The following is a 12,925-nucleotide window of genomic DNA, read 5'->3' as shown; positions in this document are numbered from 1 at the left end:
AGCTCCTTCCACAAATTGACTATCGTTAACTCAATCCACACTAAGACTCTTTACAAAAACGTTTACTTCCCTGACCAATAATCCCGTCATGTATTCAACAACAGCCTTTATCTTCTGTTGCATATGTTGAATCACGTCCCTCAGTGTATGACCATATTTTATTGTTACATCAAAGGCAATTGAGATGCCTTTCTCCCTATCGTGAGAATTTTTAATCTGAATCTGATTTGTACGGGTAACCGCTAAATCACTTGTTGCCACATGATCAACAATCGAAGCAATAACAGCATCTGATATGAGCAATTTTCCATAATAACTAAATGTCGGACGAACGATAGACTTTTCACCAAGCTTTCGCCGTTTCATCTGTGGCTTTTTAAAAAATATTTCTAACGGATCAATCAAATAACCTGAAAAATGAGGCTTTAATTCTATTGTTGGCACAGGAATAATATGTTTCCCTTCTTTTACGCGGCTTTCCCGTGCTTTCGCAATTTCTGCCGGACTGGCAACCTCCTCAATGTGAATAATTTGTGAAATCTTAGGGAGCTTTAACACCTCAACAATTTTTTCGACCATATTAATGGAAGTTCCCAAAATCAAGATGCGTTCCGGCTTAACTCTGGCAATAGCCTCGCACACTTCCTGCGCATGATCGGGCTTCATAAATATCGCTCTTTTGACAGCTTTTATTTTACTCGGCTCTTTCTTAGCAGAATATCCGGCAACAATTTTACTATCTTTAATCAACAGCCCGTCATCAATGATAGTATCAATATTATATTCATGGGCTACAATTAAAGCACGATGACTTTTTCCCGTACCACTTGGTCCGACAAATGCGATAACATTCATTTTAGCCTCCTAGCTCCGCAAAGTTAACCTGTCAAAGCTGCCGATGATTAGTTTTTGAGCAAGTTGATTGTCTACGGAAAAAATACCAAGATGTTCGGGAAAACGGGTAGGAATTGCGTGAAAATCCGATCCTCCCGTTACCAATAATCCATACTGGGATGCCAATCGCTGATATTTTTCCACTTCCTCCGCCTGATGTTTAGGATGAAAAACTTCCAGCCCAAAAATTCCCGCTCGAATAATATCGACCACAATGCTATCATCGCCAATTAACCCCGGATGAGCCAAAACCGGAATGCCATCCGCTTTTTTAATCAGTTCAAGCGCAGTAGAAAGGGATAATTTATAATGAGCAACAAAGGCCGGTCCATTTTTATAAAGCAGATTTTTAAAAACATCGGTTACAGTTGGGAAATAACCCTTTTCAACCAGAGCTCGTGCCACATGCGGCCGTCCCAGCGCAGTGCTTCGCCCTGCTAATTCCAGAACTCGTTGAAATTCGATCAGATAACCAAGCTGTGCCAGTTTAGCGATTATTTTCTTGATACGCTGCAGCCTGTCAGCGACAAGGACATCCAGCTGCGCCTGCAGGTCTTTATTAAAAATATCCAGATTATAACCTAAGATGTGCACTTCGTGATTTGGTAAATCGGTACTGAATTCAATACCCGGAATAATAGTCAAATGTTCATTTTTTAATATCCCCTGCTGAGCCAGCATTAGCAAGCCGTCAACCGTATCATGATCGGTGATGGCAATCGACGATAATCCGCTTTGAATCGCTTCTGCCACAACCGCCTGGGGAGAAAGCCGACCATCAGAAGCGTTGGTATGAATATGCAAATCAGCTATCATTCGGCACCTATATCTTCCGCCAATTGAACAAGTGTTCTAAGTCCGGCACCAGTCGCACCTTTACCATTGCATCCCCGCGCTTTGTCAATGTCTGCTGTACCGGCGATATCAATATGTACCCATGGCAACTCATCAGCAAACTGAGCCAGAAACATTCCTGCCGTAATAGCACCGGCCATACGTCCACCTGAGTTTTTCAAATCGGCAATTTCACTTTTAATTTGCTCCGTATATTCCGGGTAATGGGGCAGTTCCCACATTTTTTCTCCTGCTGTTTCTGCCGCCTGTAAAATTTGTTTACACCAAACCTGATCATTGCTGATAACGCCTGAGGCTGCATTTCCTAATGCGACTGCACAAGCACCTGTCAATGTTGCAACATCAACGATTCTTGTTGCACCTGCAGTCCTGGCATAAGTAATCCCGTCTGCCAGAATCAGCCTGCCTTCCGCATCAGTAGTTATTATTTCGACGGTTTTCCCACACATCGTTTTAATAATATCTCCCGGTTTTAATGCATGACCGGAAGGCATATTTTCTACACAAGGAACCACCGCGATAACATTCAATTTAGGTTTCAGCCGTCCTATAGCCAGCATTGCGCCTAACACAGCCGCTCCTCCAGCCATATCCCCTTTCATCTCTCCCATTTTATCACTCGGCTTCAGTGATATGCCGCCGCTGTCAAAAGTGACACCTTTACCCACAAAGGCCACAATTTCCTTACAAGAAGTGTCACCTTGGTAGCGCAGAACAATTAAGCAAGGGGGCTCATCACTTCCCTGAGCAACTGCTGAAATAGCATTCATTTGCTGCTTTGCCATATCAGCCGCTGATAAAATCACTAATTTCATTCCCGTTTGTCTGGCAATCTCAACAGCATGCTCGGCCATTTTCGTCGGCGTCATATTACGCGACGGATGATTGGAAAGGTCCCGGGCCAAATTGACGCTTTGACTGATAATATATCCGCGCTGTGCTGCTTTTTGCAGCATAGCAGTATTTTCCTGCTGTACAATAATAAACAGCTTGGCGATTTCAGCATCGACCTTCGTTGTTTTATAATAATTAAACCGATACGCTCCTAAAATTATACCTTCGACGATAGCCTTGACCATACCTTCCGGTTCAATTTGACTCGGAATCAAGTCTGCTAAAATGCAGCTTACTGTAGTCGGTTCTAATTTACGAATTTTTCGCGCTGCAATAGCAAATACATCACGAATCTTATCGACAGTCAGTTCCCTGGGTTTTCCCAATCCTAGCAGCATAATGCGTTTTTCCCCGATAGCTTCCACCGGATAAATATTAATTGTTTTTCCATACATACCGCAGTCAGGCTGCCGATGAATTACATGCGCAATATGGTCTGCCAACACCTCGCCATGTATTTCGGCAATTTTTCTCGTTAATACAGTCTCCTCCCATACGCCAATGATAAGTGTATCGCAAACTATTTTCTTGGCGTTCGTCGTACATACTTCAATTTTCATAGTCTCACTCCTCGTAACCATAAGGGACAAACTCGCTGCCATTCCCTAAATAGTATTCCCTAAAATTTCCTCAAAAACAAACAAACCTGTTCAATTTGAACAGGTTTTAGAAGCTGTTAACGCGGTTCAACTATCAATTTCATAGCCGTTCGTTCTTCTCCGTCAATGAGAATATCAGTAAAGGCAGGGATGCAAATAAGATCAACTCCGTGAGGTGCGACAAATCCTCTTGCAATCGCTACTGCTTTAACCGCCTGGTTAAGAGCTCCCGCACCGATGGCTTGCATTTCGGCACCACCGCGCTCTCGCAATACTCCAGCCAAAGCGCCTGCTACTGAGTTAGGATTGGATTTTGCTGATACTTTTAAGACTTCCATGTTTTTTAGTACCCTCCTTTAATTCAAAAGACGATATATAAGTCCTATGGTATCAAGTATTCGTGCTTCCTCCAAAAAATTCCTTTTATATTTTAAAAAAAGATTCAAATAATTTCAATAAATTTGTCAATCTAAAAATTCTTGTATGCGTAAGATATTTGTCGCCTGCCCTGACTCCTCGTCAATCTCAAGGATAAGGGCGCAAAATAAGCTGGCTCCATTCGCGACACTAAACCGAACAGGCAGTCCGGTTAAAAATTTTTTCAATACCGGCTCTTTATTGACTCCCAATATGCCATTACGCGGCCCGACCATTCCTAAATCAGTTATGTAGGCCGTTCCCTTTGGTAAAATACGTTCATCAGCGGTTTGCACATGGGTATGAGTCCCCACAACACAGGAAACTTTTCCATCAAGATACCAGCCAAGCGCCATTTTTTCAGAAGTGGTTTCCGCATGAAAGTCGATGATAACAATATCACATTTCCCGCCGATTTCATGCAAGATAGAATCTATCGCGCGAAACGGACAATCAATCGGCGGCATAAATACCCTTCCGGCAAGATTCACAATGCCAACATTCAGACCCTTAATTTGTACAACATAGAATCCGACTCCCGGAGTCCCTGGCGGATAATTTGCCGGACGAATGAGCCGATTAGCGCCGTCGATAAAATCAAAAATTTCTTTTTTGTCCCAGATGTGATTTCCTGTTGTAACAACCTGAATTCCCATCGCCAGTAATTCAGAAAATACGGGAGCGGTAATTCCAACCCCTCCGGCTGAGTTTTCACCATTGGCAATAATTAAATCAAGTTGGTACTGTTCCTTTAACTTAGGAATAAAGTGGGCAGCCGTCTGGCGGCCAGGCCGGCCGCAAATGTCTCCGATAAGCATGACGTTCATCTTGAATAACCCTCCAGCAATACAAGAATTAGCACTTTCTCTTATTTGTTAAATACCAAGACCCGTCCATCTTCCCGAATACCGATCAGACTATGTGCCTCGCGCTGACTTTTCATGTTCTCAAGCATACTCTCAATCACTTCTTCTTGAATCACTAAATCTTCCTCCAGCATGGAGTCATTGCAATCAACAACCAACCGTTCTTTACATTTTTCACGGAGTAAAGTAATAACCAGCGCGATTTCATTTTTTGATAACGTGTGAACATCGCGAAAAAAATCAAGTACCGTCACATGTTCATAGGAACTAAATTTCACCTCGCATTTTTGGGCTGAGATTTTACCCAAAATATGGTATGCTGTAATGCTGTCGATAATTAATTGTTTTATTCCTGCAATTTTTTTTGCCGATAATATCCCGGCAAACATAAAGGTTAATTTTAATAAGTTACTTTTTGGCTCAAAGCGAATCGTCCCAATTTCGGGATAACGAACTAAAATTGAAATCAATAGATTGACGCTGTCAGAAATTGCTTCATCATCCTGTATATATTTTTCCATGTAGTTCACCATCCGTTAGTAAGTAAAATAGAGAAAAACATAGCAGAAGCTATAATTTAATATTTATTCTCTAGATAATCAATGAATCCTTTTTAAAATTTATGGAAATGAAAACGACCTTGTAACAAGGTCGTTTAACTTCAACATAAATTATTTTGCATAATCAACTGCACGAGTTTCACGAATAACAGTAACTTTAATTTGTCCTGGATATTCCAGTTCACTTTCGATTTTCTTAACAATATCATGAACGAGACGAACCGATGCTAAATCATCAATTTTATCCGGCTTAACCATTATCCGAATTTCCCGGCCGGCCTGAATTGCAAATGATTTATCTACACCCTCGAAGGATTCAGCAATCTCTTCTAATCGTGTCAATCGTTTCAGATAGCTTTCGAGACTTTCTCTGCGAGCACCGGGACGCGCTGCCGATACTGCATCTGCCGCTGCTACTAATACAGCCTGAACGGTTTTAGGTTCTTCATCGCCATGATGCGCGGCAATCGCATTAATTACTTCAGCCGATTCGCGGTATTTCTTTGCTAAATCAGCGCCAATAGTAACATGCGGTCCTTCAACTTCATGGTCAACTGCCTTGCCAATGTCGTGGAGCAAACCTGAACGTTTTGCCAGCATAACATCTACGCCAAGTTCGGCGGCCATAACACCTGCCAAATGAGCTACTTCAATCGAATGTTTCAACACATTTTGGCCATAACTTGTACGGAATTTCAATCGTCCTAAAAGTCTGATTACCTCCGGATGGAGTCCATAAACTCCAGTATCAAAGGTAGCCTGCTCACCGGCTTCCTTAATTCTTTGCTCGACTTCCTTCTGCGCTTTCTCGACCATTTCTTCAATTCTGGCCGGATGAATTCGCCCATCGGTAATCAACTTTTCCAAAGCAATCCTCGCTACCTCACGGCGAACCGGATCAAATCCGGATAAAATTACTGCTTCGGGAGTATCGTCGATAATAAGATCAATGCCGGTCAAAGTTTCAAGCGTACGAATATTGCGACCTTCACGGCCAATGATTCGGCCTTTCATTTCATCATTCGGCAAAGCAACAACTGATACGGTAGTTTCAGCAACGTGATCGGCTGCACAGCGCTGAATGGCTAGTGAAATAATTTCACGAGACTTCTTATCTGCTTCCTCTTTCGCTTGCTGTTCCAATTCCTTAATCATGATTGCTGTTTCATGTTTAATCTCTTCTTGCGCGCTGGCAAGTAACATATTACGGGCTTCCTCGGAAGTAAATCCTGACAAGCGTTCTAATTCGGCCTGTTGTTTGGCATGCAGTTCATTGATCTTTTCCTGACTTTTGTCTACATCAGCTTCTTTGCGGCTCAAAATATCCTCTTTTTTTTCAAGAGAATCTATTTTCCGATCAAGATTTTCTTCCTTCTGCATCAAGCGGCGTTCTAACCGCTGAAGCTCGGAACGACGTTCTTTTGTCTCCCGCTCCAACTCACTGCGAAGCTTATGAATTTCTTCTTTTGCTTCTACCAGTGCTTCCTTTTTCTTCGCTTCCCCAGCTCGTTCAGCATCGTCAACGATCTTTTTAGCTGCTTCTTCTGCTGATGAAATTTTGGCCTCAGCGGTACTTTTACGTACCCAATAGCCTATACCAAATCCCAAAATTGCTACAATGATAGCTGTTAAAATAATTTCAATGATAACGTTCCACCTCCTTCACTATAAGCTGATAATAAGGGTAAAGCCGAGCATGAACTCGGCTTTTAAAAGCACCAGCACCAATTGCTCCCCTATAGCATTTGGCTCTCTTAAAAGATTTTGCAATTTACCGCTATCCATATACGACTGACCAATATAATTGTAAATGTTTTTGAAAGTAGTGTCAAGTTAACCACAATTTATTAAAAGTTTTATCTGTAAAATCAGAAAAATTCTTCAAACACTTTATTAATTGTATCAAAAGAAAAACCGCGTTGCATTAATAGCTGCCCAATTTTTCGTTTGTCAACTGCTTCGGGTACTTTAAAACGCTTTTTCACTAAAATAAGAGCGCGCTGCCATTCCGTTGCTGAATCATACGCTCCCGTAATGTCCGAAATTACCTGAGTGGATAATCCCCGTTGCTTGAGCTTGCCAACAATATTCCGCAACCCATATTTACCGCTACGGCAATATTGCTCAAAAATCATACGGCAAAGAACGGAATCATTAAGATAACCGTGCTCCAACAAACCCTTTATAACCGAATCAGTAACGTCAGCAGAATATCCCTTTGCCGTTAATTTTGTTCGCATTTCCTGTTCACTATAAGATCGCCGGGCTAATATGCGCAATGATAATGACCACGCTGTTTCAAAATTATTCAACTGTAACATCTTGCCCGCCCCTCCTTATTCAAAAACATTGCAGCGAACCTTCGTTCATATTGTCAATAGTTCCTGCTGCTTTCTATCCAACGATAAAACAGAGGGCAGTCAGCCCTCTGTTTTATCGGCCTTTAGCCGGTTCCACATTAATTTTATAGCCTTTGATCGTATTTTTGTGCATGACGGATATTACCCGTTCAGCCACTTCTTCCGGCACCTCAACAAAAGTAAATTTATCATAGATATTAATTACGCCGATGCTATTTCCTGGTATATCCGCTTCGCTGGCAATAGTCCGTACAATATCCTCGGGACGAATTTTTTGCACTTTCCCAGCGTTGATGAACAGGCGAACCATTCCCGGTTCAGCACCGCTATTGGCAAAGGAAGGCCTTTCTTCAATGATCTTTTCCTTATATCCTTCCTGGGAAATTTTTAAGGCAGCAGCAGCGATGTCGAGAGGATCATAATCAGATGCCAAATCGGCAGCAATAAGATGGTAATCAGCAAAGCCACCGTGCTCGATTGTTTGAATAAGACGGGTTTTAATGACTTCTCGCTGGCGTTCTAAAATATCGGCGGAAGATGGAAGCTGTTTTCTGATGATACGAGTTTTAGCCAACTTTTCAATAAGCTTCAGCTGCCGATACTCCCGTGGCCCAATAAATGTAATCGCTACGCCCTTTTTGCCGGCCCGTCCGGTCCGCCCGATGCGATGGACATAAGATTCATGGTCTTGTGGAATATCATAATTAATGACATGGGTAATATCATCAATATCCAGCCCTCTGGCGGCAACATCAGTGGCAATCAGTATTTCCAATTTGCCGTCGCGAAATTTTTTCATAACCCGATCCCGCTGCGTCTGACTCAAGTCGCCATGCAGCCCGTCAGCCATATAGCCCCTGGCTTGCAGCGATGCCACAAGCTCATCTACCCCTTTTTTAGTCCGGCAAAAAATGATTAGCCGTCCGGTTGTTTCCACATCAAGCACTCGACAAAGTCCTTCCAGCTTTTCCCTTGTTTCATAATAAAACTGATCAATCTGCGGTACTGTAAGCTGCTCTTTGCTAACGGTTATAATTTGGGGATTATTCATATACTTTCTAGCCAGAACCGCTATCGGCGCCGGCATAGTAGCAGAAAATAGCAAGGTCTGCCGTCCTTCACTAGGAATGTTTTGTAAAATAGTTTCAATATCTTCAACAAAACCCATATCCAGCATTTCATCGGCTTCATCCAACACCAGCATTTTAACAGAATCTAGTTTAATCGTATTACGACGGATGTGATCCAACAACCGCCCGGGAGTACCAATCGCCACTTGTACTCCATATTTTAAAGCACGGATTTGCCTGTCAATTGCTTGTCCGCCATAAATAGGCAGGGCTTTAATCCGCCGATACTTACCGATTTTCGCTAATTCTTCGGAAACTTGTATTGCTAATTCCCGGGTAGGCGTAAGCACTAAAGCCTGAATATTCCGGCTGTCAGTGACTCGTTCCATCATTGGTATGCCAAAAGCCGCCGTTTTACCCGTACCGGTTTGCGCCTGACCAATTACATCCGCTCCTGCCAGTACAATTGGAATCGTTTGGCTCTGAATCGGCGATGGTTCCTCAAACCCCATATCCGTAATCGCCGAAATGACCTTTTTGCTTAATTGTAAACTACCAAATAAATTATTACTTTCTTTCATATATCGATCCTCCTAGATTCATAATTCAATTTCATAAATGTACTGCATAACGCCTCAATACCTCAAGAGCCGCCTGAGATGCCCGGTATTTTATATCCAATCGCTGACCAGTAAAATTATGTTGATAACATTGTATACCGGATGGCCCTTCAATAGCAATATAAACCAATCCAACCGGCTTATTTTCTGTGGCCCCGTCCGGACCGGCGATTCCGGTTATCCCCAAGCCAATATTGGTATGATAATTTTTACGTATACCGTCGGCCATCGCACCAGCTGTTTCTTGACTGACGGCGCCATATTCAATCAGCAATTTCTCCGGTACGCCAATCTCATCCATCTTTATACGGTTGCTATAGCATACAACAGAACCGATCAGATACTGGGAACTGCCGGGAATATCGGTTAACCGGCTCGTTACTAACCCGCCTGTGCAAGACTCGGCGCAAGCGACCGTCAGTTTCTTAGCAGCGAGAATACTTCCAACAACACCTTCCATACTCTCTTCGTCATGGCCAAAAATATATTCGCCAATACGCCGGTGAATTTTTTCTTCCAGGGTATCAAGCAAAACCTTGGCTGCCGCCTCATTGTCCGCCTTGGCCGTAAGACGAATGATGATCTCGCCCTTTCTCGCTAATAATGCAATAGTAGGATTATTTTGTGCCAAAATAAAATCTTTAATCTGTTCTTCCAGCAGGGATTCACCTATTCCCGTTGTATGTAATATTCTGGAATAAATAATTCCCTGCCCGCCAAAGCGCTGTTTCAAATAAGGTACCACCCGATTCTGAAACATCCATTCCAATTCCCGGGGCGGCCCCGGCAAATGAATAACTGTTTTATCTCCCTGTTCTAAAACGACTCCGGGAGCAGTGCCTCGCTCATTATCAAGCACAATTGCTCCTTCAGGAATCATAGCCTGACGCAAATTATTGTTCGGCATATTATTGTGCCTGGCAGCAAAAAAACAGTGTATACGGTCAGCGGTAGCTTCATGCAATTTCAGCTCACGCTTAAGTAATTTAGCCGTAACCTCTTTCGTAATATCGCCCTGTGTTGGACCTAGACCGCCTGAAGTAATAATAATATCGGATCGCTCCAGGGCCGTTTTTAAAACCTTGGTTATTCGTTGACGATTATCGCCAACAGTGGACTGATATAAAACGTCAAATCCTAGCCCATTAAGCTGTCGCGCTAAATAGGGAGCATCGGTATTGACAATCTCCCCCAGCAGCAGCTCCGTTCCGGTACTAATTAACTCCACAATCATAGTAAATTCCTCCTCCCTGCTTATCCCGCCGGATCAGCATATCGCTAACGCAGGCTCTCCCATAGCCATGAAAAAGAAAATAGCAGGACACGCGCCACTACTATTTTCCAAATTACCCTTTACAATTATACCTATTCCGGTAACTTTTCTGCTAATAAATCGTAGGTAAATCCTTGCACAATTTGTACGTCAACCACATCGCCGACGTGGCATTTCCCGGCATTTTCAATATATATCTGTCCATCAACATCCGGCGCTTCCCGGTAGGAACGACCAAGAACAACATTGCTTTGCTCCGTATCTACTCCTTCAATAACTACCTTTAGAATCTTCCCTTCCATTTTTTGATTCCGTTCTTCTGAAATCTTACATTGCAATGACATCAAACAATGATATCGTTCTTGTTTGACATCCTCAGAGATTTGTTCCGGCATAACAGCCGCCGGTGTGCTTTCTTCCTGAGAATAGGTAAACACACCTGCTCTTTCAAACTTTTGTTCTAGCATAAACTGCCGCAAAGCTTCAAACTGCGCCTCTGTTTCACCGGGAAAGCCTACAATAAAGGACGTCCGAATAACCACATCGGGAATGCCGTCGCGAAGCTTTGCCAATAAAATCTCGCTGTCCCTGCGGCTATCCCGGCGATTCATTGCTTTTAAAATACCATCGTCCGCATGCTGCAAAGGCAGGTCGACATACTTGCATATTTTCGGCTCACTAGCAATAAGAGCGATTAATTCATCGGAAAAATACCTAGGATAACAGTATAACAGACGAATCCACATAATTCCATCAATTTTTACTAATTCTTTTAACAGTTTCGTCAGTTGAGGTGAACCATATAAATCACGGCCATAACTGGTGGTATCCTGTGCTATCAGATTAATTTCTTTAATGCCCCGTGCTGCAAGCTGTCGGGCTTCGGCAATGACAGATTCAATTCCCCGGCTGCGAAACTCTCCTCTGATCCGGGGAATCACACAATATGAACAGCAATTACTGCAGCCGTCGGCAATTTTAATATAGGCACTATAAAAAGGTGTAGTGGTAATTCTGGGCATCTGGTCATCATAAATTGTATTGACATCATCAATAAATAGTACTCGACGGCCGGAAAGAACCGCATCAACCGCTTCGCCGATTCGCTGCCAGGACCCGGTACCGACGATTCCATCAATTTCCGGTATTTCATCCAGCAATTCCTGCTGATAACGCTGTCCCAGACAACCGGCTACAATGATACCACGGCATTTCCCAGTCTGCTTATATTCTGCCATTTGTAAAATGGTAGAAATTGATTCTTCTTTCGCCGAATCAATAAAGCTACAAGTATTGATAATCAGAATATCCGCTTCTCCCGGCTCAGTGGTTAGCTGAATATCGTCAGCAGCCAATGCTCCCAGCATGACTTCTGTATCTACAAGATTTTTGGCACAACCAAGGCTGATAAACCCGGCTTTTAGCATGAATACTTCCTCCTATTCCCCAATAGCTGCAGCAATCTTGTTATTTCGAACCGAGACGTACAGTTTGAACCCAGCGGTCCATAAGCCTGTGTTGTTGTTCCTTCGTTATCTCGACCTCGGTATCAAACAATCTTAAATTTTTTGCAGCAATCCCCTTTGCCAAATAACTTTCCGGATTCGTAGGATTAAAGAAAAATTTATTGATCCGTAAAGTTACTTGCGCTCCATCCTGGAGCAGCCAGTCAATAAACTGCCGGGCATCCGTTGCGTGAGAAGTGCCCTTTACCAGGCCTGCGCCGGTAAGTAAATAGGCCGTTCCCTCTTCCGGATAGATAATCTGGATGGGAAAATTGTCATTGCAATAGCGAATGGCTTCGCTTTGTACGGCAATGGCAATATCTACTTCTCCCATACCTGCCATTCTTACCGGGGTAGCAAGAAACTTAGCATATTGTACGACTTTGGGATGAATTTTTTTGAAATAATCTAAGGTCTGGTTTTCCCCATTTACTGCCGCCATCGTATACAAAAGATTGGCATATGCATCAGCCGCTAAAAAATCAGTTAAGCCAATACGCCATTTATTGTCCTTTACCAAGTCGGACCATTTAGCGGGTGATTGGGGCAGTGTTTTTAAAAAATCCTGATTTGCCGCAAAAACAATAGGATCATACCAGATACCGGTCCAATAATTGTCGGCATTTTTAAATCGTTCGGCGATCATATCTGTTTGCTCCGATGCGCTGGGTGCAAGGCAGTGACTTTTCCTGGCCGCTTCCAATAAGGAACGATCGGCAATGACTATATCGGCCCGAGGGTTGTCCGCTTCCAGTTTCAACCTTGCCAGTAACGCATCATCCGCTAAAGAAACTACATTGACTTTGATATTTTGAACCTTTTCATATTCCTGGGTCAGCACGGCTATCGGCTCTACCGGCAAATTAGTGTACACTGTGATATGGGGGACATTATCCGGATTTTGCTGATCCGCATACCCTGGTAAAAAAAAGCTGCCTGCTAAAACAATAATCAGAACAAAAAAAGCAATTAACAACAGTGGTAAATAACGCCGCATATGACAAGCTCCTTA

Annotated in this window: 12 protein-coding genes; all 12 read right to left on the bottom strand. The window is 43.0% G+C overall.

Annotated elements, in window-relative coordinates:
- Window positions 1-30: 30 nt before the first annotated feature.
- Complete coding sequence (locus ABFC84_00250; protein ID MEN6411178.1) at window positions 31-855, bottom strand: Asp23/Gls24 family envelope stress response protein; 825 nt, start codon at window positions 853-855, stop codon at window positions 31-33.
- A 9-nt stretch (window positions 856-864) separates the two neighbouring features.
- Window positions 865-1,710 (bottom strand): PHP domain-containing protein, encoded by an 846-nt coding sequence (locus tag ABFC84_00245; GenBank protein MEN6411177.1) that lies wholly within the window; start codon window positions 1,708-1,710, stop codon window positions 865-867.
- A complete protein-coding gene (locus ABFC84_00240; protein MEN6411176.1) occupies window positions 1,707-3,203 on the bottom strand; it encodes a leucyl aminopeptidase in 1,497 nt (498 codons plus the stop codon). Before ABFC84_00240 ends, ABFC84_00245 begins: the two co-directional genes overlap by 4 nt.
- A 116-nt stretch (window positions 3,204-3,319) precedes the next feature.
- A complete protein-coding gene (locus ABFC84_00235; GenBank protein MEN6411175.1) occupies window positions 3,320-3,580 on the bottom strand; it encodes a stage V sporulation protein S in 261 nt (86 codons plus the stop codon).
- A gap of 126 nt (window positions 3,581-3,706) precedes the next feature.
- Window positions 3,707-4,486, bottom strand: coding sequence for a TIGR00282 family metallophosphoesterase (locus tag ABFC84_00230; protein ID MEN6411174.1), 780 nt, complete (start codon window positions 4,484-4,486; stop codon window positions 3,707-3,709).
- Window positions 4,487-4,527: 41 nt separating this feature from the next.
- Complete coding sequence (locus ABFC84_00225; protein MEN6411173.1) at window positions 4,528-5,046, bottom strand: hypothetical protein; 519 nt, start codon at window positions 5,044-5,046, stop codon at window positions 4,528-4,530.
- A gap of 150 nt (window positions 5,047-5,196) precedes the next feature.
- Complete coding sequence (gene rny / locus ABFC84_00220) at window positions 5,197-6,732, bottom strand: ribonuclease Y (protein MEN6411172.1); 1,536 nt, start codon at window positions 6,730-6,732, stop codon at window positions 5,197-5,199.
- Window positions 6,733-6,953: 221 nt separating this feature from the next.
- On the bottom strand, window positions 6,954-7,406 hold the full coding sequence (locus ABFC84_00215; protein ID MEN6411171.1) for a regulatory protein RecX: 453 nt from the start codon (window positions 7,404-7,406) through the stop codon (window positions 6,954-6,956).
- 112 nt (window positions 7,407-7,518) lie between these two features.
- Window positions 7,519-9,096 carry a DEAD/DEAH box helicase gene (locus ABFC84_00210; GenBank protein ID MEN6411170.1) on the bottom strand — a complete coding sequence of 526 codons (1,578 nt, stop codon included), beginning with the start codon at window positions 9,094-9,096 and terminating at the stop codon, window positions 7,519-7,521.
- Between the two features lie 31 nt (window positions 9,097-9,127).
- Complete coding sequence (locus ABFC84_00205; GenBank protein MEN6411169.1) at window positions 9,128-10,369, bottom strand: competence/damage-inducible protein A; 1,242 nt, start codon at window positions 10,367-10,369, stop codon at window positions 9,128-9,130.
- Between the two features lie 131 nt (window positions 10,370-10,500).
- Window positions 10,501-11,835 carry a 30S ribosomal protein S12 methylthiotransferase RimO gene (gene rimO, locus ABFC84_00200; protein ID MEN6411168.1) on the bottom strand — a complete coding sequence of 445 codons (1,335 nt, stop codon included), beginning with the start codon at window positions 11,833-11,835 and terminating at the stop codon, window positions 10,501-10,503.
- Between the two features lie 40 nt (window positions 11,836-11,875).
- Window positions 11,876-12,910 carry an extracellular solute-binding protein gene (locus tag ABFC84_00195; GenBank protein ID MEN6411167.1) on the bottom strand — a complete coding sequence of 345 codons (1,035 nt, stop codon included), beginning with the start codon at window positions 12,908-12,910 and terminating at the stop codon, window positions 11,876-11,878.
- Window positions 12,911-12,925 lie beyond the last annotated feature (15 nt).

This window comes from Veillonellales bacterium (genome assembly GCA_039680175.1).
Classification (GTDB): Bacteria; Bacillota; Negativicutes; order JAAYSF01; family JAAYSF01; genus JBDKTO01.
The sequence above is the reverse complement of the archived record's forward strand: the minus strand, read 5'-3'. Positions and strand labels throughout refer to the sequence as shown.